The following is a 22,592-nucleotide window of genomic DNA, read 5'->3' as shown; positions in this document are numbered from 1 at the left end:
ACCCCGCAACCCGATCCGCTCATGCAACGTACTCTCCGACAACCGCCGCGCCGTCTCCGTCACCCGATCCAACGGCCGCAACGCCCGATCAGCCACCAGATAGCCGAGCACGAACGCGATGACCCCGATCACGATCATGATCACGATCGAGGACCGCAGCATGTCGCTCAGCACGGTGGCCGCGCCCTGCTCCACATCGACCCGCACCTGTTTGACGGGCGAGCCGGCGTCGGGCGGCAGGTCTTCCGTACCGGTGATCAGACGGCCGCCGAACTTGGTGACGAACTGCGTGTTCATCGCCTGGGCGGTCAGCAGGTAGGTGACCCAGAGCAGCATCGACCCGGCGACGAAGAACAGCCCGCCGTACAACAGGGCCAGCCGCATGCGCAGCCCGAGCCGCTCCCACGGCCAGGGCCGCGTCACAGCCGGTAACCCTTGCCGGGGACGTTCTGGACCGCGAGCGGCGCGCCCAGTTTCCTGCGCAGCGACGTGATCGTGACGCGCAGCACACCGGTGCCCGTGTCGGCGTGCTCGTCCCAGACGCGCCGGCGCAGCTCGGCGGAGGTGACGAGGTCGCCTCCGGCCAGCAGCAGCTGCTCCAGGACGTCGAACTCCTTGCGGTTCAGCGCGACCGCCCGCTCGTCCCTGGTCACCGTACGGCGGCCGGGATCGAGCCGGATCCCGGCCCGCTCCAGCGGCGTCGGCGCGACCCGGGACGACCGGCGGGCGAGCGTCCGGATCCTGGCCACCAGCTCGGCGAACGCGAACGGCTTGACCAGGTAGTCGTCGGCCCCCAGCGACAGCCCGTCGACCCGGTCGCGGACCTGCCCCGCGGCGGTCAGCATGAGGATCCGGCTGGCGCTCGCCAGCTCGCCGCAGACGTCGTCGCCGTGCACCTCGGGCAGGTCGCGGTCGAGGACGACGACGTCGTAGTCGACGTACGAGGCCAGGTTCAGCGCCTCCTGCCCGTCGTAGGCCACGTCGACGGCGATCGCGTGCAGCCGCAGTCCGCGCGCGACCGCGTCGGCCAGCTCTTCCTCGTCCTCCACGACAAGCACTCGCATGGGTCGAGCGTGGCTGGTCGGGTGTTAGCCGCGAATAAGCGCCGTTCCGTCACATGTTGATCATGTGTCCCGAGAGGCCGTGGATCGCTTCCTTGACCGCCTCGCCGAGCGTCGGGTGGGCGTGGACGTTGCGCGCGACCTCGTGCACGGTGAGGTCCCACTGCTGGGCCAGCGTCAGCTCGGGCAGCAGCTCCGTCACCTCCGGGCCGATCAGGTGCGCGCCGAGCAGCTCGCCGTACTTGTCATCACTGATGATCTTGACGAAGCCGTTCGCGTCGCCCAGGCCGTGCGCCTTGCCGTTCGCGGTGAACGGGAACTTGACCACCTTCACGTCATAGCCCAGGTCACGGGCCTGCGCCTCGGTGTAGCCGAAGCTGGCCACCTGCGGCTGGCAGTAGGTGGCGCGCGGGATCATCACGTAGTCGAGCTCCATGGTCTCCGCCTCGCCGATCGTCTCGGCGGCGATGATGCCCATGGACTCGGCGGCGTGCGCCAGCATCAGCTTGGCGGTGACGTCGCCGATGGCGAAGATGTGCGGCACGTTCGTCCGGCACCGGCCGTCGATCGCGATCGCGCCCCGGTCGGTGAGGGCCACACCGGTCTTCTCCAGGCCGTAGCCGTCGACGCGCGGCGCGAAGCCGATGGCCTGCAGCACCTTGTCGGCCTCCAGCACCTGCTGCTGGCCGTCGCGGGTGACGGTCACCTTGACCGTGGCGCCGGTGTCCTCGATGCCGTCGACGCGGGTGGAGGTGAGCACCTCGATGCCGAGCCGCTTGTAGCGCTTGGCCAGCTCGGCCGAGACCTCCGCGTCCTCCAGCGGGACCATCCGGTCGAGGAACTCCACGATCGTCACCTTGACGCCGTAGTTGTGCAGGACGTACGCGAACTCCACGCCGATCGCGCCGGCGCCCGCGATGATGATGCTGCCGGGGAGCTGATCGGTCATGATCTGCTCCTCGTACGTCACCACCCGCTCCGACAGCGACGTGCCCGGGATCAGCCTGGTGCTGGCCCCGGTGGCGATGATGCAGTTGGCAAAGGTGATCGTCTCGCCGTTCACCTGGATCGTGTTGGCGTCGAGGAAGGTGCCGCGGCCGTCGTACTCCGTGATGGCGTTCTTCTTCATCAGGTAGTGGACGCCCTTGACCCGGCCGTCGGCCACCTTGCGGCTGCGCTGGAAGGCGGCGCTGTAGTCGAAGGTGACCTCGCCGCTGATGCCGAAGGTCTTGGCCTCGTTGTGGAAAATGTGCGCGAGCTCGGCGTTGCGCAGCAGTGCCTTGGACGGGATGCAGCCCACGTTCAGGCAGACGCCACCCCAGTACTTCTCCTCGATGACCGCTGCGCGCAGCCCGAGCTGGGCGGCGCGGACCGCGGCCGTGTACCCTCCCGGACCCGCGCCGAGAACGACGACGTCATAGTGAGTGCTCATGAGTCGGACCATACCGCCCGCCCAACTCCACTCCTGAACCTCGCCCCTGTGTCAAGGACCCGGCCGAACCTAGACCTCCACCTTGTACGGCAGCGCCAGCTCGTCCGCCGGAACCCCGCGAATGCCCCAGTTGACCTTGGGCATCTCGATGATCGTGATCTCCACGTCCTCGGCGGCGAGCTGAGATCTTTCATAGATCGTCCGGATCAGCGCCCGCTTGGCGTCGTCGCTGCGGCCGGTGAAGCAGACCACCTCGATGATCAGGTAGTTCGGGCCGCGCTGCGGGCACACGAAGTCCTCGGCGTCCAGCAGCAGGAACCGGTGGAACCGCTTGTCCTCCGGCAGCCCCCATGCGCTCATCAGGCAGGAGTGCAGGAGGTCCGAGAGCTCCCGCTGCCGCCCGGCCCACACGTCCCGCCGACCGTAGATCTTGAGCTGTGCCATGCCAGTCAATATAGGGAGTCACCGCGATTGGTACCCTGACCCCTGATGTATCGCCTCGTCTTCACGCAGGTCTTGCGACGTTTCGACGCCGAGGCCGTGCACCATCTGACTGTCAGGGCCCTCGCGCTGCTCTCGGCGCTACCCCTGCTCAAGCGGCTGCTCCACCGAGCTCTCGCGCCGCACGACCCGGTTCTGCGCGTCAGCGCGTTCGGCGTGCACTTCCCCGGACCGCTCGGCCTGGCCGCCGGGTTCGACAAGGACGCCGCCTGCGCCGAGGGCGTCGCGGCGCTGGGCTTCAGCCATGTCGAGGTCGGCACCATCACCGCGCACGCCCAGCCCGGCAACCCCCGGCCCCGGCTGTTCAGGCTGGTGCCGGGACGGGCCGTCATCAACCGGATGGGGTTCAACAACGCCGGGGCGGCCGCCGCGGCGCGCCGCCTGCGCCGCACCCGTGGGGTTCCGGTGGTGGTCGGGGTCAACATCGGCAAGACCAAGGTGGTGCCCGAGTCCGAGGCCGTCGCCGACTACGTGGCCAGTGCCAAGGAGCTGGCGTCGCTGGCCGACTACCTCGTGGTCAACGTGAGCTCGCCCAACACGCCCGGGCTGCGCGACCTGCAGGCCGTGTCGCTGCTGCGCCCGCTGCTCGCCTCGGTCAAGCTGGTCGCGGACGGCACACCGCGCCGTACCCCGTTGCTGGTGAAGATCGCACCCGACCTCGCGGACGAGGACGTCGACGCCGTCGCCGACCTGGCGCTGGAGCTGGGACTCGACGGGATCATCGCGACCAACACCACGATCCGGCACGGTGGCGAGACCGGCGGGCTGTCGGGCCGCCCGCTCAAGGCCCGCTCCCTGGAAGTGCTGCGCCGGCTGCGGGCCCGCGTCGGCGACCGGCTCACGCTGGTCTCGGTGGGCGGCGTGGAGGACGTCGACGACGTGTGGGAACGCCTGCTCGCCGGGGCCACCCTGGTCCAGGGCTACACCGGGTGGATCTACGGCGGGCCGTTCTGGGCCGCGCGCATCCACCGGCAGCTGGCCCGCCGCGTCCGCCGCCACGGCCTCACCTCGATCTCCGAAGCCATCGGCCGCACGGCCTGAGGCGCGCTACGTGAGAACGTACGGTGTGAAGCGCGTGACCTGAAAAATGCGATCCCGGAAACGGGACAGCACGCGTTTCCCGGCGTTGCTAGGGTTCCCGGATGCTCGATGATCTGCCTGACATACCCTCGCGTCTTTGCCGGGACTACCTCGCACTGGCCGATCGCCACGCGCCCGGTCTGATCGAGGGGCTGTACCTGCAGGGGTCGATCGCGCTGGGCGACTACCGGCCGCAGCTGAGCGACGTCGACTTCGTCGCCGTGACCAGCCGGTCGCCCGATCCAGCGGTCCTTCGTACGATCCACGCCGAGCTGCGGCCCAGCGGGGCCAAGCCGCACTTCGACGGCCTCTACGTGACCTGGGACGACCTGCGCAAGGACCCGGCGCAGGCACCCGACGGCCCGTCGGTGCGCGAATGGCGGCTGACCGAGTCGGGACGGGCCGAGCGGCATCTGGTCACCTGGCACGTACTCGCCCAGAGCGGGGTGGCGGTCCGGGGACCGGCGGCGGCCCAGCTCGGCATCCACACCGACTGGGACACGCTAGCCCGAACGACCAGGGAGAACCTGGCGACGTACTGGACCAGGTGGGTCCAGCGCAGTGCCCGGCGGATCTCCTGGCCGGGTGTGGCCGCGCTGAGCGACTACCAGACCACGTGGGGCGTGCTCGGCATCGCCCGCCTGCGCCAGACGCTCGCGGTGGGTGAGGTGACCTCGAAGTCGGCCGCCGGCGAATACGCGCTGGAGGCCTTCCACGAGCGCTGGCACCGGATCGTGCGCGAGGCGCTGCGGATCAGGCAGGGCGGCCCCGCGCTCTATCGCAATCCGTTCCGTCGCCGGGCCGACCTGCTGGCCTTCATGACCATGATCCTGGAGATGTAACCCGGCTCTCACGCCCTGGGGCCGCCTCTCACGCGCTGGGACCGCGGCTCACACGCTGGGCCTGGTCGACTCCGCGTCGTGGGTCATCGAGTCCAGGCGCGTCATGACGTCGGCCACGCGTACGGCGGCGGGCCGGTGGGGCCTGCGCCGCTGCCACGGCTTGGGCCCGTCCAGCGGCCGGTACTCCACCCCGATCGCGTCGAGCCGGCCGAGATGTTCGGTCAGACGGGCCGGAAAGTCGCTCCCCGCCGAGCCGGACCACGCCACCTCCGCCAGGGCGCACGCCCGCGGCCATGCCCGGTAGTCGAGCGTACGGGGGTCAGGGATGCGCTCGCTCCAGAGCTGGGCCTGCGCCCCGACGACCCGCGACCGCTCCTCCTCGGACCAGTCGTCCGGGGCGGGGGAGAAGGCCGCGACGTCGGCGACCGTGATCGCGTCGCCGATCGCCACGGGCTCGTCGGCCGACGCGGACTCCGCGTAGTCGAAGTACAGCGGGAACACCGGCGTCGCGATCACCTCGTGGCCCGCCGCGGCGGCCCGGCGGCCGACGCTCATCCCGCGCCACGGCATCACCAGCGTGTCGTGCCGCAGCTCGCCGCTGACGAACGCCTCGTCCCACACGACCGCCCGCGCGCCGCGATCGGCGAGCACGTCGGCGAGCCGGCGCAGGAACCACGCCTGCAACTCGCCCATGGACGACAGGCCCAGTGAGTCGCGGTAGGCGGTGATCTCGGGGGAGGCGGCCCAGTGGTCGAGGACCACCTCGTCGCCGCCGATGTGCACGTATGGGGTCTCGCCGATGGCGCCGATCAACTCGTCGAAGATCGTGGTCAGGAACTCCACCGTGGGCGGCATGGGAGACAGGATGGCCGGAGTGATGCCCCACCGCTCCAGCACCTGGTAGTCCTCATCGGAGGAGCCGAACTCCGGATAGGCGGCCAGGATCGCCTGGGCGTGCCCCGGCACGTCGATCTCCGGCACGACGGTGACGGCGCGGGCCCGCGCGTAGGCGGCGATCTCCGCCAGGTCGTCGAGCGAGTAGTGGCCGCCGTGCGGGATCTCGTCGTAGGTTTCCGGCTCGCGGTAGTGGTTGGTCGCGGTACGCGAGCGGTGCGACGACACCTCGTGCAGCCTCGGATAGGCCCTGCTCTCCACCCGCCAGCCCTGGTCGTCGACCAGGTGCAGGTGGAGCCGGTTGAGCTTGTGCATTGCCATCAGGTCGACCAGGCGCAGCACCTCCCGCTTGGGGAAGAAGTGCCTGGCCACGTCGAGGTGCAGCCCACGCCAGGAGAAGCGGGGAGCGTCCTCGATCCGTACGCCGGGAACGATCCACGCCGCCTCGGCCGAGAACGCCGAACGGTAGGACGCGTGCGGCAGCAACTGGTGCAGCGACTGTCCCGCGTAGAAGGCGCCCGCCCGGTCACCCGCCGTGATCTCCACTCCGCGCGACCCCACGACCAGCCGGTACGCCTCCGGCCCGAGGGTGGGGTCGTGCCGCAGGTCGACGGCTCCCGCGTCGCCCGGCCGCAGGTCGAGCACCGGGAGCGCCAGTCGTACGGCCTCGACCAGGTCAGCGGGCCCCGAGACGGCCGCGCCCGAGGTCAGCTCGTAGGAGGCGGAGAGATCACTCAGCAGATTGGGGCGAGGAATCATGCTTTGAGATAGTGCTGCAATCCGTCGGCGAGCGCCACCGCGATCCGCTGCCTGAACGCGGGATCCTGGAACTTGGCCGCCTCGCCCGCGTTGCGCATGTTGCCGCACTCGATGAAGATCTTCGGCACGGTCGACAGGTTGAGGCCGCCGAGGTCGTTGCGGTAGTCGAGGGCCTTGCTGCCGATGTAGGTGGAGTAGGGCAGGCCGGTGCCCTTCTTGAACGCGTCGCGTACGGCCACGCCCAGCCTGCTCGAGTCGGCCACGACGGGGTCGACCGGGCCGTTGATCTTCTTCGGCATGATGACGTGGAAGCCGTGGTCGGCGGCCGGGGCGCCGTCGCCGTGCACGGAGATCGCGGCGTCGGCCTTGGCCTTGTTGCCGATGGCGGCCCGCTGCGTGATGCACGGCCCGACACTGTTGTTGTCGCTCCTGGTCAGCTTCACCTTGGCGCCGCGGGCCTGCAAGATCTTGACCATGCGGTTGGCGACGTCCCAGCTGAAGGCGGCCTCGGTGTAGTGGCTCGCCGTCTCGGTGCCCGTCGTGTCACACGGCTTCCACTTGGTCAGCACGTTGACCTTGCGGTTGATGGCCGTGGGATTGCGGTAGTTGCCGCCGTTGTGCCCAGGGTCGATGACGATGGTCTTGCCCTCCAGCGGGCCGGCCACCGCCTGAGGCTTGGCATGGGCCTGAGACCTCGCCTGAGTCGGCGTCGACGCCGGGGCCGAGGCGGGCGTCGTCGCGGCCGCTCGGGCGACCTGACCCGCCGCGGCGCCACCGCTGCCGGTGCCGCCGCACGCGGTGGCGATCAGGCCGCAGGCGGCGAGGAGTGACGCTGGAAGAGCACGCATACGCTCCAACTTACGTCAAGCGGCGTCCTCACCTGACGCTTATGTCAAGACCGGCTCCTGTTGGAGCGAGGCTCCTCACCAGACGTGTTCGCCCACCTCCTGCCGCTCCAGCAGCGCGGCGAGCTCCCGGGCGTCCTCGGCGTCGAGGCCGAGGACGACGCGGGGACGGCCCCACGGGTGGTCGAGGGAGTGGGCGACGTAGCTGGCCACGGACTCCGCACCGACGTCGATTCCCCTGCCCCTGTCCCGGCCCGCGCGCCACTGCGCCCAGGCACGTTCGAGCTCGGTCGCCGCGCGCTGGGCGCAGGACACCAGTTCCGGATCACGCATGGCTGTCCCCCCGGATCAGATCGTGTCGCATGACCCTGACGAGTAAACCGCCGTGCGGCGCCGCCACCGCACGGGTTGACCCAGCTTTGGCTTTCTCTAAACGGGACCCGTGCTCCGCCGGACGATGAGTTCGGGGGTCACCTGGCGCAGGCGGGCTACTTTCGCGGGGTCTCCGATCCGGTCGCTGAGCAGTGCCGCCGCGGACCGGCCCATGGTGCGGCGCGGCTGGTCGACGGAGGTGAGAGAGATGTGGTGCGAGGCGGCCAGGTGGGTGTTGTCATAACCCACCACCGACAGGTCGTCCGGCACCTTCAGGCCCAGTTCCGCCGCGGCCGAGAGGACGCCGAGCGCAACCACGTCGTTGGCGGCGAAGATCGCCGTGGGCCTGGGTTCGCGGCTGAGCAGGGCGAGGGCCGCCTGCCGGCCGCTCTCCTCGGTCGACTCCGCGGCCTCGACCATGATGTAGGGCGCCAGCGAGTGCCTGCGCATCGCCACGAGATAGCCCTCGCAGCGTGAGGAGCGCGGACCCTCGATGTGCGCGATCCGTTTGTGGCCGTGATCGACCAGGTGGTCGATGGCCAGCCGGGCGCCGAGCTGGTCGTCGTCGACCACGATGTCGACGCCGTCGAGCTCAATGTCACGTTCCCCTACGACGACCGTCGGCGTGTAGGAGGTCGCCTCGATCAGCGTCTCGCTGGTCGGCGCGATGCCGAGTAACACCAGCCCGTCGACTCTGAGCTCCAGGAAGGCCTCCACGGCCTCGTCCTCGAAGGCGGGGTCCCATTGGCTGTTGCCGATCAGCATGCGCAGTCCGTCGCCGTGCAGGCTCTCCTGCAGTCCGTCGAGGAACTCGGCGTAGAACGGGTTGTGCAGGTCGGCGACGAGCGCGCCGACGAGGTGAGTACGGCCTTCGACGAGGCTCCGCGCGACCGCGTTGGGCCGGTAGCCGAGCTCGCGGGCCGCCTGCAGCACGGCTTGCCGCCGGTGCTCGCTCACGTGCGGGGATCCGCGTAGTACGAGCGAGACCAGCGATTTCGAGACGCCGGCTCGCTCGGCGACGTTGCGGATTGTCGGTCGTGGCCGAGGTACCGCGTCTACCTCCCTGAGCTCGGAAATAGTTGAAGTGTTGACGGGTGGTCCTGACATGTGTCTCCCCCGCGATGCGAAGTTGGGCACCTGTCTGACCAAACGATCGAGTTCGCCGCAGGGTACGGCCTCATGTTAGGGAAGGCTGATATTGACCACTTGGCTACATGTCCGCTATTAGGCACGGCGTCGGATACTGTGCTGTTGTGACACCCGGGAAGTCAGCCGAAGCGGCCCGACCGGCTCGGCGCCGGCTCAGCGTGGATCGCCGTCGCGAGGAGCTGATGGCCGCGGCCCTCGAACTCTTCAGCACACGCGACGCGGAAGACGTCTCGATCGACGACGTGGCCTCGGCCGCCGGCGCTTCGCGGGCATTGGTCTACCACTACTTCGGCGGCAAGCAGGAGCTCTACGTGGCGGCGCTGAAGAGCGCGGCCGACCAGCTGGAGTCGCGGCTGCGCCCGCAGGGCGGCGGCAGACCTCTCGATGAGCTGGCCTCGGGGCTCGGGCGCTACTTCGACTTCGTCGAGGAGCACGCGGCCGGGTTCGCGGCGCTGCTGCGCGGCGGCCCCGCCAACCGGGCGGGGGAGGTCGGGGAGATCGTCGACGGTGTGCGGCAACGTCTCTTCCGGCTCATCCAGCGGCAGATGCGGGTGGAGCGGCCGAGCCCGGTGCTGCGTACGACGCTGAGATCGTGGATCGCGTCGGTGGAGACCGCCGGCCTCGACTGGCTGGAACACCGCGACATCGAGCGTCCGACGCTCGAGAAGATGCTCGTGGACCACATGGTCTCACTACTCGGAGTAGCCGCCGGCTATGACCCGGAGGTCAACCGGCTGCTGGATCTGCTGACCAAGGAACAACTGGCCTAGGTCCCCTTCGGGAAGGATGGCGCCGGGCGGGCGGCGCCAGCTCCCCATTTACGACATGACGTCGTCACCTGGGTGGACCGGGCTGTCCAGCACGGCCCACCATTCAACCCCCCTGAGGTTCGTGACGACCTCGGCACTACTCCGAGCGCTGCTGCGGAATCCCCGCCAGCAGTGCGCGGACCTCGGTCTCCCGGTAACGCCGGTGACCGCCGAGGGTACGAATCGACGTCAACTTGCCTGCCTTCGCCCACCGGGTAACGGTCTTGGGGTCGACCCTGAACATGGTCGCGACCTCAGCGGGCGTGAGCAGCGGCTCGGCCTCGGGTGTACGAGCTGACATTTGTGCGGCCTCTCCTCCGTGTGGACCGGCTCAGCGATCCTGTGACTCCCTTTGCGCGTGTCACGGATGTCCCCCTATAGCCCAGAGCGTGCGGCTTTTCTGAGCCATATGCGGCATCACCCGAAGTGACCATACCGCCACGCAGAGCGATTTGCGAGCCCTTCTTTGACCCAACTGCCCGCTCACATGGCGATGTCACGCTCGGTGATTCTAGCGACACGTTTCGTGGTATCGCAGTGAAAACGGCAAACTACTCAGTTCGCAGAAGAGAGCAGCCGCGAGTCATGACCTACTTATGCAGGTCAGACGGTTGTATTGGGGTTCAGTTGGCAGATTCCAGAAGTTGCATTGACTTCCAGCGCAGGATCACCCTCTGATACATGGCGTAGGCAAGCTCTTCTTGACCCGTGTCCAGCCCCGTGAGGGCCGCTGAGAGCTCCGCGACGGACTGATCCGCTTGCAGAGCGTCATCGTTCATGAGCCGCACCAGGCCGCCGTAGTCGAGCTCGACCAGCGAGTGCGGGTGGAACTCCTCCAGCCACCTGGCCACGTCCTCCACGTCCAGGTTGGCCGCCACGTCGCCCAGGTGCCTGCGCAGCACCTGCAGCGCCCGCGCGGAGCGCCTCCTGGCCTGGGCCATGGAGGTGACGTAGATGAGGTTGCGTCCCGTCGTGGTGGTCACGTCCTGTCCCGGCGTCGCGGAGCCGAGCACCAGCCAGCGCTCGTTGCCGTCGAAGGGCACGAACCACGCCGGTGGCACGTGCCACGCGGTCGTGCGGATGTGGGTGCGGAGCGCGGCGGAGTCACCGGTGCGCTTGTACCGGTCGAAGTCGTCGGCGGTCTGCTCGGCGATCGCCTTGGGCACGAACCGGTCCATGAGCTTCGCAGGAGTACTGCCACGCAGCCTTGAGAAGGCCAGCCACGAGCGAAGCCGGGTCTGCCACGGACACACATAGAGACGGTCCTCAACGCGCCGCAGATAGGCGTTGGGGCTCTCCTGCGCGGGTGCCGGGTGGGGCGGCATGCCGAGCAGGCGTCTGACGGCCTCGGCGTGCTCGGCGTTGAGCGCGGTGGCCCGGCGGGGACGATCACGCGATTCGGCGTACTCGGCCCAGACCTTGCGCTCGGACTCGGCGAACGCGGTCAGCGGCTCGTAGACCCGGAGGTAAGCGGCATAGGGCAGCACGGAGGCATCGTGTCATGAAGACAACCTGCTCGCATCGTCGCGCTACTACGCTGATAGACGAGATCCGTCGCAACGGGGCGACGGACACGGGACAGGGAGTCACTACCGTGACCGATGTCTTCGGCTCGTCCCACAAGGACGTCCATGAGCAGGTCGTGTTCTGCGCCGACGAGCAGAGCGGCCTGCGGGCCATCATCGCCATCCACAACACCGCACTCGGGCCGGCCCTGGGAGGCACCAGGTTCTATCCGTACGCGGGCGAGCAGGCGGCTCTGGCCGACGTGCTCAACCTGGCCAAGGGCATGGCCTACAAGAACGCGCTGGCCGGTCTCGACCATGGCGGCGGCAAGGCCGTCATCATCGGCGACCCGCGCCGGGACAAGAGCGAGGCGCTGCTGCGCGCCTACGGTCGCTTCGTCGAGTCGCTCGGCGGGCGCTACATCACCGCCTGTGACGTGGGCACCTACAGCGAGGACATGGACGTCATCGCCAGGGAGTCACGCTACGTAATCGGCCGCACGCTGGCGCACGGCGGCGCGGGCGACTCCTCGATCCTCACCGCCTTCGGCGTCTACCAGGGCATGCGCGCCTCGGCCGAGCGCGTCTACGGCTCGCCGTCGCTGCGCGGCAAGCGGGTCGGCGTCGAGGGCGTCGGCAAGGTCGGCCATCGGCTGGTCGACCTGCTGCGCGAGGACGGGGCCGACGTGGTCCTGTGTGACGTCGATCCCAAGGCGGTCGAGCGCGTACGACAGCGCCACCCCGAGGTCGACGTCGTAGGCGACGCGGTGACGCTCACCGGAGCCGACATCGACGTGTTCGCCCCCTGCGCGCTGGGCGGGGCTCTCGACGACCACTCGGCGGCCAGGCTCCGCGCCAAGGTCGTCTGCGGCGCGGCCAACAACCAGCTCGCCCACCCGGGCGTGGAGAAGCAGCTCGCGGAGCGCGGCATCCTCTACGCGCCCGACTACGTGGTCAACTCGGGCGGCGTGATCCAGGTCGCCGACGAGCTGGAGGGCTTCAACATGGAGCGTGCCAGAGCCAAGGCGACCCAGATCTACGACACGACTCTGAAGATCTTCGCGATCGCGGCCGACGAGGGCGTCCCTCCGGCGGTCGCAGCAGATAGGCTGGCCGAGCGCAGAATGTCGGAAGTCGGGCGTATTAGGGGCATTTGGCTGGGCCGCTGACGCCCCGCGCCCATACGACGTACCGAGCTGGGCACAAAACAGGTACGGTAATAGGCGAACGATAGGCTGACGCCCAAAGTCAGGCGGCGTCAGTGTGTGGTGCGTTAGCGACGAGGGGTCGGGGACGACCCCACACGAGGGGGTCGAGCCAATGGGGCGCGGCCGAGCAAAGGCCAAGCAGGTCAAGGTTGCTCGCCAGCTGAAGTACAACAGCGGTGGCACGGATCTTGATCGTCTTCGCGATGAACTCGGGGTCGGAGACTCCAGCGACAATGACGACGCCGCCGACGACCTCAGCGATGAGCTGGCGGATCGCTATGCAGATTACGCCGACGACTACGGCAACAAAGACGCCGACGACCGGTAACGGTTGTTCCGGTTGAGCGCGCCGCCCCACGGCACCCACCCGTGGGGCGCTTTCTTGTCGTCGGGGGTTTTTACTTCTTGGGGTTACGGCAAGCACGGCTGGCCCTACCCGCCGTACAGGGCTGAGGGCCTCGAGGAATACGGCCGCTGAGCCCGCACAGGGCCGGGCGCCGTTACAAGACGGTGCGACCGCCTGGGTGCTAACGGCTGGCAGGTGTCGTCAGCGACTCCTGCCACCCGGTGCGTCTACGTGACCCTGCCAGCCCGTGGCTCTAGGTGGTCTCCCACCCTGTGTGTCAGCGGTAGGTGGCTTGGCCGGTGCCTTCTGTGATTTCGCCCATGATCCAGGCGGGTTGGTGGCGTTCGGTCAGTAGGCGGATGGACTCGTCCGCTGCCTCCTGGGGGACGATGGCGGCCATGCCGACGCCCAGGTTGAAGGTCTTGTCCATGTCCTTCTGTTCGATGCCGCCATAGCCCGCCAGTACCGAGAAGATCGGTGGCGGGGTCCACGAGGAGCGGTCGAGGACGGCGTCGAGGTGGTCGGGGAGTGAGCGGGACAGGTTGCTCTCGATGCCGCCGCCCGTGATGTGGGCGTAGGCGTGCACGTCGACCCTCCGGGCCAGCTCCAGGCAGTCGAGCGAGTAGATCCTGGTCGGCTCCAGCAGCTCGGCGCCCAGCGGCCTGGCCAGCTCGGGCAGGTCGGCGTCGAGCGACAGCGACGACTCGCGCAGCACGTGGCGTACCAGTGAATAGCCGTTGGAGTGCACTCCCGACGACGCCAGGCCGAGGACGACGTCGCCGGCCCGCACGCGGTCGGCGCCGAGCATCGCCGACGCCTCCACGACGCCGGTGCCCGCGCCCGCCAGGTCGTATTCGTCGGGGCCCATGGCCCCTGGGTGCTCGGCGGTCTCGCCGCCGAGCAGGGCCGCCCCGGCCAGCCTGCAGCCTTCGGCGACCCCGCCCACGATCTCGGCGATGCGCTCGGGCACCACCTTGCCGCAGGCGATGTAGTCGGTCATGAACAGCGGCTCCGCGCCGCACACCACCAGGTCGTCGAGGACCATGGCGACGAGGTCGACGCCGATCGTGTCGTGCTTGCCGTATTGCTGGGCGAGCATGACCTTGGTGCCCACGCCGTCGGTCGAGGTGGCCAGCAGCGGGCGCTGGTAGCGCAGCAGGGCCGAGGCGTCGAACAGGCCGGCGAATCCGCTGGCGTCGTCGACCACCTCGGGCCTGCGTGAGCGGGCCACCTTGGCCTTCATCAGTGAGACGGCGCGCTCGCCCGCCTCGATGTCGACCCCGGCGGCCTCGTACGTCGTCACGCCTTGCTCTCCAACACGAACTTGCCCACGTTGTCCTGGTCGATGGGGATGGGATAGGAGCCGTCGAAGCAGGCCCGGCACAGCCGCTCGGCGGGGATCGTGGTGGCCTTGGTCAGGCCCTCCAGCGAGATGTAGCCCAGCGAGTCGGCGCCGAGCGAGGCCCGGATCTCCTCGACGCTGAGCGATCCGGCGATGAGCTCGGCCCTGGTGGCGAAGTCGATGCCGTAGAAGCACGGCCAGGCCACGGGCGGCGAGGAGATGCGTACGTGCACCTCACTAGCGCCGGCCTCGCGCAGCATCCTGACGATCGCGCGCTGGGTGTTGCCGCGCACGATCGAGTCGTCGACGACGACCAGCCGCTTGCCCTCGACGACCTCGCGCAGCGGGTTGAGCTTGAGCCTGATGCCGAGCTGCCGGATGGTCTGCGAGGGCTCGATGAAGGTGCGGCCGACGTAGGAGTTCTTCACCAGGCCCTGGCCGTAGGGGATGCCGCTCTCCTCCGCGTAGCCGACGGCGGCGGGCGTGCCCGACTCGGGCGTGGGGATGACCAGGTCGGCCTCGACGGGGTGCTCGCGGGCCAGCACGCGGCCGACCTCGACCCGGGTGACCTGGATGCCGCGCCCGGCGATGGTGGTGTCGGGGCGGGCCAGATAGACGTATTCGAACAGGCAGCCCTTCGGCTCGGCCAGCGCGAACCGGCGCGACCTGACGCCGCGCTCGTCGATGGTGAGCATCTCGCCCGGCTCGATCTCGCGGGTGAACGTGGCGCCCACGATGTCGAGCGCGGCCGTCTCGGAGGCCACCACCCAGCCCCGCTCCAGGCGGCCCAGGACCAGCGGGCGGATGCCCTGCGGGTCACGGGCCGCGTAGAGCGTCCGCTCGTCCATGAACACCAGCGAGTAGGCGCCCTTCACCTGCGGCAACAGCTCGGCCGCCGCGTCCTCGATGGACCGGTCGCGGTCCTGGGCGAGCAGCGTGGTGAGCACTTCGGTGTCGGTGGTCGCCCTGGTCGCCCCGGGGGCCAGCCGCTGGGCCAGCTCCGGGGTGTTGATCAGGTTGCCGTTGTGGGCGAGCGCGAGGCCGCCCTCGTCGGTGGAGCTCAGCGTGGGCTGCGCGTTCTCCCACACACTGGAGCCGGTCGTGGAGTAGCGGCAGTGGCCGATGGCCAGGTGGCCCCTGAGGGTGCCGAGCACCGACTCGTCGAAGACCTGGGAGACCAGGCCCATGTCCTTGTAGACGAGGATGCGACTGCCCTCGCTGACCGCGATGCCCGCGGACTCCTGTCCGCGGTGTTGCAACGCGTACAGCCCGTAGTAGGTGAGTTTGGAGACTTCCTCGCCTGGCGCCCAGACACCGAAGACGCCGCAGGCGTCTTTAGGAGCATGGTCTTGGGGGTCCAGGTCATGGCCGAGCCGGCCGTCGCCTTTCAGCACGTGCTTCAGTCTAGGTCGGCCGCTCCCCTGCTCGCACCCGGGGGCCAGATCAGAGGGCGTGCGCCGACCGGCCGGCGTTGGATCCGTCGCGGATGATCTCTCCGGTGAGGTTGCGGTTGGCCGCGGAGCCGAGGAAGACGATCAGCGCCGCCAGGTCGTCCGCCGTCGAGAGTCGCCGGGTGGGCGTGCGGGCGGCGAGCGCGTCCGCGAGCTCCTGCGGGACGGGCCGTTCGCGCTCGGTGAGGGTGAATCCGGCGGCGGCGACGTTCACCAGGATGCCGTCCTTGCCGGCCTCCCAGGCCAGTGCGCGGGCCATGCCGTGCAGGGCCATCTTGGCCGTGCCGTACGCCCCGGGGCCCGGCAGTCCCTCCTCCGCCGCACCCGACGAGACGAACACGATCCGCCCGAAACCGTTCCGCCGCATATTGGGCAGTACGGCCCCCGCGAGGATCGCGTTGCCGACCACGTTGGCGTGCAGGGCGGCCGTCCACTCCGCCGCGGGTATGTCCTCGAAGGCCATGCTGTTGGGCATGATCGTGCCCCAGCGCACGGCGTTGGCGACCAGCGCGTCCACGGGTCCCGCTTCCGACACGGCGGCGGTGATGCTCGCGTGGTCCTCCAGATCGAGGCGGACGGCCGTGGCCTTGCCTCCGGCCTGCTCCACCCGCTTGACCACCTCGGCCGCCCGTTCCTCGCCCGAGTGGTAGGTGATGGTGACGCGGGCTCCCGTGGCCCCGTAGGCGACGGCCGTGGCCGCGCCGATGCCGGACGAACCGCCGGTGACGAGCACGTGCATGATGGACTCCTCTAGTTAGCCGACTAATTAGCCAGCTAACTCTATGGCGACGCCTGCCCGCAAGCCGGTTTCGCTGGGAGTGAAAGGGTCGTTAGGGCATGGCACGCAGCAGGCGGCCGAACATGTCCCGCTCATCCGGGTCGAACGCGCTCAGCAGCTCTTCGTCCATCCTGGTCCAGATCTGCTCCACGGGCTCGCGGACGGCCTTGCCCGCGTCGGTCAGCCAGACCCGGATCATCCGTGGCCGGTCGGGGTCGGGCGAGCGGTGCAGGAAGCCGGCCCGCTCCAGGCGCTGGACGGTCTTGGTGACGGTCGGCGGCTCGACGCCCAGCCGCCGGATGAGCTCGCTCTGGGTGAGGCCGTCCTCCTGCCACAGCTGGTTGAGCAGCAGTTCCTGGCCGCTGTGCAGGCCGAGCGGGACCAGGGCCGCGGCCATCTGGTTGCGCTTCGTCTTCATGACCATGATCAACGCGTAGGTCAGGGTCTCTTCCAGCATGTCCTCATCTTGCCCGTCGCCTGCCATTTGGGCGCATGGTGACCCAAGGATGAGCGGGCTCTTACCGTGTCGTGCGGTTTCGGGGATGTCAGCCGCGAAAAGGTGAAGTATCCGGCATACAGACCCGTCGGGAGACGCAGACGTGACCACACCTGGGGATCCGAACCAGCCTCGCCCGAACGACGGCGACCCTTCGAAGGACGAGCCTCCGGAGGAGCAGCCGCGGCCCCGCCGCGAGCCGGGCAAGCCGTTCCACCCCGACCTGCCCACGGCGCCCGAGACCCCTGAGCCGGCCGAGGTTCAAGAGGGTGAGGAGGCGGAGGAGACCCAGGTGTTTCCGGCGCCGGGCGCGCGGCCGCCCTACCCGGGGTGGGACGACGAAGGAGCGGAGCCCCAGAACGGCGCGCCGGGACCCACGCCGCCGTCGCGTTACGAGCCGCCGACGACGCCCGAGGGCGAGCCACCACGCTATGAGTCGCCGACGACGCCGGGCGAGCCACCACGCTATGAGCCGCCGTCGCCACCGGGCGTGCCGCCGCGCCATGAGCCGCCGCCCGCGCCTCCGACCTCGCCGCAGGGTGAGCCGCCGCCGTCACCGCCGGAGGAGCGGCCGTCGTTCGTGCCGCAGCCTCCGTCGTACGGGGAAACCGGGCCGCAGACCCCGTCCTACGGGGAAGGCCAGCCGCCGGGCCCGCCCCCTCGAACCGAACCCATCCCGGCCGTGCCCGGCACCTCGCCCTCCAGCCCGTACGGCGGCCCGCCCGGCGGAGGTGGCCCCGGCTACGGCCCGCCGCCAGGGGGCGCCTACCCGCCAAGGGGCCCGTACCAGCAAGGGGGTCCGTACCAGCCATACCAGGCCGGCCAGCCCGCCCCGCCTGGCAGCGGCCTGGCCACGGCCTCGCTGGTGCTGGGGGTCGCCAGCCCGTTCCTCGTCTTCGTCTGCTTCACCGGCCTGCTCACCGCGATCCTGTCGATCGTCTTCGGCTGCGTCGCGCTCAGCAAGGGCGTGGGCAAGGGCCGCGCCATCGCGGGCATCGCGGTCAGCGTCCTGGCCCTGATCCTCTTCGCCGTCGTGGCCATCTGGTTCTGGAGCGTGGTCCAGGAGTGCGGCCACCTTCCCGGCCAGCTCGCCGACCAGTGCTTCGAGAGCAAGTTCCCCTGGATGAGGCGTACTCGCTAGTACCCGCTAGTACTCGCTAGGAGAGCGGGAGATGGCCGGACAGGTCGGCACGGGCGCCGCTCGCTGAGACGGCGCCCTTCGCCATGGCCTCGGCCCAGGTGAGGCGGCCCAGCGCGAGCTCGATCCAGGTGCGGCCGTCCGTCTCCACGACGTTGGGGGGAGTGCCGCGCGTGTGGCGCGGACCGGCGATGGCCTGCACGGCCGCGTACGGCGGCACCCGCACCTCTACCGTCCGGCCGGGCGCGGCGGTCGCCAGCCGGTCGAGCAGGTGGCGTACGGCCTGCCGGGCGGCGTCGCGCTCGGGCCGGAGATCCCGTTCGTAGGCGGCGAGCACGGCGGAGACCAGCGCGTCGGCCAGCGCCGAGGACGGTCCGTCGAAGGGCGGTTCGTCCAGCGCCACGAGTTGGGCGTCCAGTGCGGCCCGCATTTTTTCCGGGTCCAATTTCCGCGAAGGCACTTGACCATTGTGTCGTGGAAAGCGTTCATCGTGTCGGAGGTCCTCGTTCACCTGCGGTTTCGATGGCGGTCGTAGCGTCCCCGCCGTAAGACAGCTCATTTTTGGAGGAACTGTGGCGAACCGGTTGCTACCGCTGCTTCCCGCGCATACATCTGGACGATCGGCGATGACCTGCCGGTTCCGCTGCGGCAACGCTTGTGCGCACGACGTGGCCAACACCAGTGACAACACCTACTTCGGCGACGTGGTCGCCGAGGCGATGTCCCGCCGGGGCATGCTCCGCGCCGGCGCCCTGGGCGCCCTGGCCGCCGGGGTCGTCGGGGTCGGCGTCGCCGGGGCCGTACCGGCTCTGGCCGACCCGACGGAGCCCCCGGAGGCCGAGCTCATGGGCCACTCCTCGGGCGGCATCCGCTTCACCCCCGTGCCCCCGAACAAGGAGGACGCGCTGACCGTCGCCGACGGCTACATCTCGGCCGTCGTCGCGCGCTGGGGCGACCCCGTGACGGCCGACGCGCCCGCGTTCGACTTCGACAAGCAGAGCCCCGAGGCGCAGGCCAAGCAGTTCGGGTACAACTGCGACTTCGTCACGCTCTTCCCGATGGGCGCCAACCGCGGGCTGCTCTGGGTGAACCACGAGTACACCAACGAGAACCTGATGTTCCGCGGCTACACCACCGGTGCCGCCGCTACCGAGGACCAGATCAAGATCGCGCTGGCCGCCCATGGCGGCTCGGTCGTCGAGATCGAGCGCGTCCGCGGCACCGGCCAGTGGAAACTGGTCACCTCCGGCCGCAGGCGGTACAACCGGCGCGTCACCGCCCAGACGCCGATGCGCTTCAGCGGCCCGGCCGCGGGCAGCGACCTGCTCAAGACCGCGGCCGACCCGAAGGGCCGTACCCCCGTCGGCATGCTGAACAACTGCTCCGGCGGATCCACGCCGTGGGGCACCGTGCTGACGGCCGAGGAGAACATCGACCAGTACTTCGTCAACGGCGACAAGGTCCCGGCGGCGCAGCTGCCGTACATCTCCCGCTACACGATCACCACCGGCACCCCGTCGAGCAGCCGCCGCTTCGACCGCGTCGAGGAGCGCTTCGACCTGGCCAAGCACCCGAACGAGGCCAACAGGTTCGGCTGGGTCGTGGAGATCGACCCGTTCGACCCCGACTCGACGCCTGTCAAGCGGACCGCGCTGGGCCGCCTGAAGCACGAGGCCGCCAACACCACGCTGGCCCGCGACGGGCGCGTGGTCGTGTACATGGGCGACGACTCCCGCTTCGAGTACATCTACAAGTTCGTGTCGAAGAACCGTTTCATCCCCGGTAACGACCGGCACAACAGGGACCTGCTCGACGAGGGCACGCTCTATGTCGCCAAGTTCACCGGCGACAGCCCCGCCGCCGAGATCGACGGGTCGGGCAAGCTGCCCTCCGACGGCGCCTTCGACGGCTCCGGCCAGTGGATCCCGCTGGTCTCGGGCAGCAAGTCGTACGTGGACGGCATGACCGCCACCGAGGTGCTGGTCTACACCCGCGTCGCCGCCGACAAGGTGGGGGCGACCAAGATGGACCGCCCCGAGGACATGGAGCGCAACCCCGTCACCGGTGGCGTGTACGTGGCGCTGACCAACAACACCAACCGCACCGCGGCGCAGGTCGACGAGGCCAACCCGCGCCCGTCCAACAAGCACGGCCACGTGCTGGAGATCGTGGAGCGGCGCGACGACGCGGGGGAGAAGACGTTCGCCTGGTCGATCCCGCTGGTCTGCGGCGACCCGAACGACGCCGCGACCTACTTCGCCGGCTACGACAAGACGAAGGTCTCGCCGATCTCCTGCCCGGACAACGTGGCATTCGACCGGGATGGCAACCTCTGGATCGCCACCGACGGCAACCAGCTCGGCAGCAACGACGGTATGTTCGTGATGCCCGTGCGGGGTAAGGAGCGCGGTCACCTGCGGCAGTTCCTCACGGTCCCGCTCGGCGCGGAGACCTGCGGCCCGATGGTCACCGAGGACCAGCGCAGCGTGTTCGTCGCGGTGCAGCATCCGGGTGAGCTGGACGGCGCCACCCCCGACAAGCCGGCCAGCCACTGGCCCGACGGTGACCAGCCGCGTCCGTCGGTCGCGGTCGTCTGGCACGAGAAGGGCCAGAAGATCGGCGCTTGACCTGAAGTTAAGTTGAGGTCCTAGGCTGCCATGCATGAGCATGGAAATGACCGCCTGGCATCAGCTGTATTCGATGAACAACCAGACGGAGCGTCGCCCACTGTCCAGGGCGACGCTCCGTCGCGTCGGGGCCTTCGCCCGGCCGCACCGGCGGCGGGTGGCGTACTTCCTGGTGCTGAGCGTGGTGATGGCGGCCCTGGCGGTGGTCTCGCCCGTCCTCGCGGGCCGGGTCGTCGACGCGATCGTCAAGGGTGAGACGTTCGGCATCGTGGCCGGTTTGGCGGGGTTGATCGCGGTTCTCGCCCTGGCGGAGGCCGGGCTCGGCCTGGTGACCAGATGGCTGTCGGCGGGACTCGGCGAAGGACTCATCCTCGACCTGCGTACGGCGGTCTTCGACCACGTCCAGCGGATGCCGATCGCCTTCTTCACCAGGACCCGCACGGGCGCCCTGGTCAGCCGGTTGAACAACGACGTGATCGGCGCGCAGCGCGCCTTCACCGACACCCTGTCCAGCGTGGCGGGCAACATCGTGACGCTCGTGCTGACCCTCATCGTGATGATCGGGATCTCCTGGCAGATCACGCTGCTCGCGCTGTTGCTGCTGCCGGTGTTCGTCCTGCCCGCGCGCCGGATGGGCACCAGGATCGCCCGGCTGCGGCGTGAGGCGGCCGACCACAACGCGGCCATGGGCACGCAGATGACCGAGCGCTTCTCCGCGCCCGGCGCGACGCTGGTGAAGCTGTTCGGCCGGCCCGCCCGCGAGTCGGCGGAGTTCGCCGCCCGGGCGAGGCGGGTGCGTGACATCGGCGTGCGCACGGCCATGACCCAGTCGGTCTTCGTCACCGCGCTCACCCTGGTGTCCGCGCTGGCCTTGGCCCTCGTGTACGGCCTCGGCGGCTTCTACGCCCTGCGCGACCAGCTCGACCCCGGCTCGGTCGTGGCCCTGGCCCTGCTGCTCACCCGCCTGTACACGCCGCTGACCGCCCTGGCCAGCGCCAGGGTGGACGTGATGAGCGCGCTGGTCAGCTTCGAGCGGGTCTTCGAGGTGCTCGATCTCGAACCGCTGATCAAGGAACGGCCGGGCGCGGTCAGCGTCCCCGACGGGCCGGTCTCCGTGGAGTTCGACGACGTGCATTTCGCCTACCCCGCGGCCGACAAGGTCTCGCTCGCCTCGCTGGAGGAGGTCGCCGTCCTCGACACGCGTGGCGGGGTCGAGGTGCTGCACGGCGTCTCCTTCACGGCCGAGCCGGGCCAGATGGTCGCCCTCGTCGGCTCCTCGGGCGCGGGCAAGTCGACGATCGCGCAGCTCCTGCCGAGGCTGTACGACGCCGACTCGGGGACTGTGAGGATCGGCGGCGTGGACGTACGTGACCTGACCGCCGACTCGATCCGCGACACGCTCGGCATGGTGACCCAGGACGGGCACCTGTTCCACGAGACGATCAGGGCCAACCTGCTGCTCGCCCGGCCCGAGGCCGATGAGGCGGAGCTCTGGGAGGTGCTCGGCCGGGCCCGGCTGGCCACGCTCATCGAGTCCCTGCCCGACGGTCTCGACACCGTGGTCGGGGAGCGCGGCTACCGGCTGTCGGGCGGCGAGCGCCAGCGGCTGACGATCGCCCGGCTGCTGCTGGCCCGGCCCAGGGTGGTGATCCTGGACGAGGCCACCGCGGCGCTCGACTCCACCTCGGAGGCGGCCGTGCAGGAGGCGCTGGGTGAGGCGCTGCAGGGCAGGACCGCCGTGGTGATCGCGCACCGCCTGTCCACGATCCGCGCCGCCGACGTCATCCTGGTGATCGAGGACGGGCGGGTGGTCGAGCGGGGTACGCACGCCGAGCTGCTCGCCGCTGGGGGCCGTTACGAGGAGCTGTACCGCACCCAGTTCGACGAGCCCGCCACCGCCGGGGTCGCGTGAGGGGTGCGGCTCGGTCGCGTGAGCGGGTGCGGGTGCGGCTCGGTC

General features: G+C 69.6%; 22 protein-coding genes and 1 pseudogene. 8 read left to right on the top strand and 15 right to left on the bottom strand.

Annotation, left to right across the window (positions count from 1 at the left end; genetic code table 11):
* The 4 genes and pseudogenes from AB0B64_RS57290 to AB0B64_RS57275 all read right to left on the bottom strand — a co-directional run.
* Positions 1-423, bottom strand: a pseudogene (locus AB0B64_RS57290) (hypothetical protein); the annotation flags it as partial.
* The gene (locus AB0B64_RS57285; protein ID WP_357939612.1) at positions 420-1,064 is read right to left on the bottom strand and encodes a response regulator transcription factor; all 645 of its coding nucleotides are present in this window, start codon (positions 1,062-1,064) and stop codon (positions 420-422) included. The pseudogene AB0B64_RS57290 and the gene AB0B64_RS57285, both read right to left, overlap by 4 nt.
* 49 nt (positions 1,065-1,113) lie before the next feature.
* The gene (gene lpdA / locus AB0B64_RS57280) at positions 1,114-2,493 is read right to left on the bottom strand and encodes a dihydrolipoyl dehydrogenase (RefSeq protein ID WP_358204321.1); all 1,380 of its coding nucleotides are present in this window, start codon (positions 2,491-2,493) and stop codon (positions 1,114-1,116) included.
* A gap of 69 nt (positions 2,494-2,562) precedes the next feature.
* On the bottom strand, positions 2,563-2,937 hold the full coding sequence (locus AB0B64_RS57275; RefSeq protein ID WP_357939616.1) for a tautomerase family protein: 375 nt from the start codon (positions 2,935-2,937) through the stop codon (positions 2,563-2,565).
* 45 nt (positions 2,938-2,982) lie between these two features.
* On the opposite strand from AB0B64_RS57275, the gene AB0B64_RS57270 reads away from it, so the two are divergent.
* Both AB0B64_RS57270 and AB0B64_RS57265 read left to right on the top strand, forming a co-directional pair.
* Positions 2,983-4,035 carry a quinone-dependent dihydroorotate dehydrogenase gene (locus tag AB0B64_RS57270; protein WP_357939618.1) on the top strand — a complete coding sequence of 351 codons (1,053 nt, stop codon included), beginning with the start codon at positions 2,983-2,985 and terminating at the stop codon, positions 4,033-4,035.
* Positions 4,036-4,136: 101 nt separating this feature from the next.
* Positions 4,137-4,916 carry an aminoglycoside adenylyltransferase domain-containing protein gene (locus AB0B64_RS57265; protein ID WP_357939620.1) on the top strand — a complete coding sequence of 260 codons (780 nt, stop codon included), beginning with the start codon at positions 4,137-4,139 and terminating at the stop codon, positions 4,914-4,916.
* A gap of 48 nt (positions 4,917-4,964) precedes the next feature.
* Here the strand turns inward: AB0B64_RS57265 and AB0B64_RS57260 are convergent, their stop codons facing one another.
* From AB0B64_RS57260 to AB0B64_RS57245, 4 genes are all read right to left on the bottom strand, one after another.
* Complete coding sequence (locus AB0B64_RS57260) at positions 4,965-6,569, bottom strand: beta-N-acetylhexosaminidase (protein WP_357939622.1); 1,605 nt, start codon at positions 6,567-6,569, stop codon at positions 4,965-4,967.
* Positions 6,566-7,417: an N-acetylmuramoyl-L-alanine amidase gene (locus AB0B64_RS57255; RefSeq protein ID WP_357939624.1), complete on the bottom strand. Its 852-nt coding sequence runs from the start codon at positions 7,415-7,417 to the stop codon at positions 6,566-6,568. The genes AB0B64_RS57260 and AB0B64_RS57255 overlap by 4 nt, the downstream gene beginning before the upstream one ends.
* A gap of 75 nt (positions 7,418-7,492) precedes the next feature.
* Complete coding sequence (locus AB0B64_RS57250) at positions 7,493-7,747, bottom strand: hypothetical protein (RefSeq protein WP_225301664.1); 255 nt, start codon at positions 7,745-7,747, stop codon at positions 7,493-7,495.
* Between the two features lie 96 nt (positions 7,748-7,843).
* Positions 7,844-8,893 (bottom strand): LacI family DNA-binding transcriptional regulator, encoded by a 1,050-nt coding sequence (locus AB0B64_RS57245; protein ID WP_357939626.1) that lies wholly within the window; start codon positions 8,891-8,893, stop codon positions 7,844-7,846.
* A gap of 146 nt (positions 8,894-9,039) precedes the next feature.
* Between AB0B64_RS57245 and AB0B64_RS57240 the strand changes: the two genes are divergently transcribed.
* The gene (locus AB0B64_RS57240; RefSeq protein ID WP_357939628.1) at positions 9,040-9,705 is read left to right on the top strand and encodes a TetR/AcrR family transcriptional regulator; all 666 of its coding nucleotides are present in this window, start codon (positions 9,040-9,042) and stop codon (positions 9,703-9,705) included.
* Positions 9,706-9,841: 136 nt separating this feature from the next.
* Here AB0B64_RS57240 and bldC read toward each other — a convergent pair whose 3' ends face one another.
* Positions 9,842-10,045: a developmental transcriptional regulator BldC gene (gene bldC / locus AB0B64_RS57235; RefSeq protein ID WP_013133571.1), complete on the bottom strand. Its 204-nt coding sequence runs from the start codon at positions 10,043-10,045 to the stop codon at positions 9,842-9,844.
* A 322-nt stretch (positions 10,046-10,367) separates the two neighbouring features.
* The gene (locus AB0B64_RS57230) at positions 10,368-11,231 is read right to left on the bottom strand and encodes a hypothetical protein (protein ID WP_357939630.1); all 864 of its coding nucleotides are present in this window, start codon (positions 11,229-11,231) and stop codon (positions 10,368-10,370) included.
* Positions 11,232-11,338: 107 nt separating this feature from the next.
* On the opposite strand from AB0B64_RS57230, the gene AB0B64_RS57225 reads away from it, so the two are divergent.
* Positions 11,339-12,418: a Glu/Leu/Phe/Val dehydrogenase dimerization domain-containing protein gene (locus tag AB0B64_RS57225; protein ID WP_358204304.1), complete on the top strand. Its 1,080-nt coding sequence runs from the start codon at positions 11,339-11,341 to the stop codon at positions 12,416-12,418.
* Between the two features lie 151 nt (positions 12,419-12,569).
* Positions 12,570-12,785 (top strand): DUF3073 domain-containing protein, encoded by a 216-nt coding sequence (locus AB0B64_RS57220; protein ID WP_357939634.1) that lies wholly within the window; start codon positions 12,570-12,572, stop codon positions 12,783-12,785.
* A gap of 295 nt (positions 12,786-13,080) precedes the next feature.
* Here AB0B64_RS57220 and purM read toward each other — a convergent pair whose 3' ends face one another.
* The 4 genes from purM to AB0B64_RS57200 form a co-directional block, all read right to left on the bottom strand.
* Positions 13,081-14,106: a phosphoribosylformylglycinamidine cyclo-ligase gene (purM, locus tag AB0B64_RS57215; protein ID WP_357939636.1), complete on the bottom strand. Its 1,026-nt coding sequence runs from the start codon at positions 14,104-14,106 to the stop codon at positions 13,081-13,083.
* Positions 14,103-15,539, bottom strand: coding sequence for an amidophosphoribosyltransferase (gene purF, locus AB0B64_RS57210; RefSeq protein ID WP_357939638.1), 1,437 nt, complete (start codon positions 15,537-15,539; stop codon positions 14,103-14,105). The genes purM and purF overlap by 4 nt, the downstream gene beginning before the upstream one ends.
* 49 nt (positions 15,540-15,588) lie before the next feature.
* Positions 15,589-16,335, bottom strand: a complete 747-nt coding sequence (locus AB0B64_RS57205; protein WP_358204291.1) for an SDR family NAD(P)-dependent oxidoreductase — start codon at positions 16,333-16,335, stop codon at positions 15,589-15,591.
* Positions 16,336-16,426: 91 nt separating this feature from the next.
* Positions 16,427-16,831: a MarR family transcriptional regulator gene (locus AB0B64_RS57200; RefSeq protein WP_357939642.1), complete on the bottom strand. Its 405-nt coding sequence runs from the start codon at positions 16,829-16,831 to the stop codon at positions 16,427-16,429.
* 142 nt (positions 16,832-16,973) lie between these two features.
* Here AB0B64_RS57200 and AB0B64_RS57195 point away from each other — a divergent pair, with 142 nt between their 5' ends.
* Positions 16,974-18,011 carry a DUF4190 domain-containing protein gene (locus AB0B64_RS57195; protein ID WP_357939644.1) on the top strand — a complete coding sequence of 346 codons (1,038 nt, stop codon included), beginning with the start codon at positions 16,974-16,976 and terminating at the stop codon, positions 18,009-18,011.
* A 16-nt stretch (positions 18,012-18,027) separates the two neighbouring features.
* Here AB0B64_RS57195 and AB0B64_RS57190 read toward each other — a convergent pair whose 3' ends face one another.
* Positions 18,028-18,438 (bottom strand): sterol carrier family protein, encoded by a 411-nt coding sequence (locus AB0B64_RS57190; protein WP_357939646.1) that lies wholly within the window; start codon positions 18,436-18,438, stop codon positions 18,028-18,030.
* Positions 18,439-18,634: 196 nt separating this feature from the next.
* Here AB0B64_RS57190 and AB0B64_RS57185 point away from each other — a divergent pair, with 196 nt between their 5' ends.
* Both AB0B64_RS57185 and AB0B64_RS57180 read left to right on the top strand, forming a co-directional pair.
* Complete coding sequence (locus AB0B64_RS57185; protein ID WP_358204281.1) at positions 18,635-20,635, top strand: PhoX family phosphatase; 2,001 nt, start codon at positions 18,635-18,637, stop codon at positions 20,633-20,635.
* Between the two features lie 34 nt (positions 20,636-20,669).
* On the top strand, positions 20,670-22,547 hold the full coding sequence (locus AB0B64_RS57180; RefSeq protein ID WP_357939650.1) for an ABC transporter ATP-binding protein: 1,878 nt from the start codon (positions 20,670-20,672) through the stop codon (positions 22,545-22,547).
* Positions 22,548-22,592: the final 45 nt, after the last annotated feature.

It is taken from the genome of Nonomuraea sp. NPDC049129, assembly GCF_040648495.1.
Taxonomy (GTDB): domain Bacteria; phylum Actinomycetota; class Actinomycetes; order Streptosporangiales; family Streptosporangiaceae; genus Nonomuraea.
The sequence above is the reverse complement of the archived record's forward strand: the minus strand, read 5'-3'. Positions and strand labels throughout refer to the sequence as shown.

Bases quoted from the DNA above. Each gene is read 5' to 3' on its own strand.
- AB0B64_RS57260 (WP_357939622.1), bottom strand. From the start codon at position 6,569: ATGATTCCTCGCCCCAATCTGCTGAGTGATCTCTCCGCCTCCTACGAG.
- AB0B64_RS57200 (WP_357939642.1), bottom strand. From the start codon at position 16,831: ATGCTGGAAGAGACCCTGACCTACGCGTTGATCATGGTCATGAAGACG.
- AB0B64_RS57270 (WP_357939618.1), top strand. From the start codon at position 2,983: ATGTATCGCCTCGTCTTCACGCAGGTCTTGCGACGTTTCGACGCCGAG.
- AB0B64_RS57250 (WP_225301664.1), bottom strand. From the start codon at position 7,747: ATGCGTGATCCGGAACTGGTGTCCTGCGCCCAGCGCGCGGCGACCGAG.
- AB0B64_RS57190 (WP_357939646.1), bottom strand. From the start codon at position 18,438: ATGCGGGCCGCACTGGACGCCCAACTCGTGGCGCTGGACGAACCGCCC.
- AB0B64_RS57180 (WP_357939650.1), top strand. From the start codon at position 20,670: ATGAGCATGGAAATGACCGCCTGGCATCAGCTGTATTCGATGAACAAC.
- bldC (WP_013133571.1), bottom strand. From the start codon at position 10,045: ATGTCAGCTCGTACACCCGAGGCCGAGCCGCTGCTCACGCCCGCTGAG.
- AB0B64_RS57255 (WP_357939624.1), bottom strand. From the start codon at position 7,417: ATGCGTGCTCTTCCAGCGTCACTCCTCGCCGCCTGCGGCCTGATCGCC.
- AB0B64_RS57220 (WP_357939634.1), top strand. From the start codon at position 12,570: ATGGGGCGCGGCCGAGCAAAGGCCAAGCAGGTCAAGGTTGCTCGCCAG.
- AB0B64_RS57285 (WP_357939612.1), bottom strand. From the start codon at position 1,064: ATGCGAGTGCTTGTCGTGGAGGACGAGGAAGAGCTGGCCGACGCGGTC.
- AB0B64_RS57265 (WP_357939620.1), top strand. From the start codon at position 4,137: ATGCTCGATGATCTGCCTGACATACCCTCGCGTCTTTGCCGGGACTAC.
- AB0B64_RS57245 (WP_357939626.1), bottom strand. From the start codon at position 8,893: ATGTCAGGACCACCCGTCAACACTTCAACTATTTCCGAGCTCAGGGAG.
- AB0B64_RS57185 (WP_358204281.1), top strand. From the start codon at position 18,635: ATGACCTGCCGGTTCCGCTGCGGCAACGCTTGTGCGCACGACGTGGCC.
- AB0B64_RS57205 (WP_358204291.1), bottom strand. From the start codon at position 16,335: ATGCACGTGCTCGTCACCGGCGGTTCGTCCGGCATCGGCGCGGCCACG.
- AB0B64_RS57275 (WP_357939616.1), bottom strand. From the start codon at position 2,937: ATGGCACAGCTCAAGATCTACGGTCGGCGGGACGTGTGGGCCGGGCGG.
- lpdA (WP_358204321.1), bottom strand. From the start codon at position 2,493: ATGAGCACTCACTATGACGTCGTCGTTCTCGGCGCGGGTCCGGGAGGG.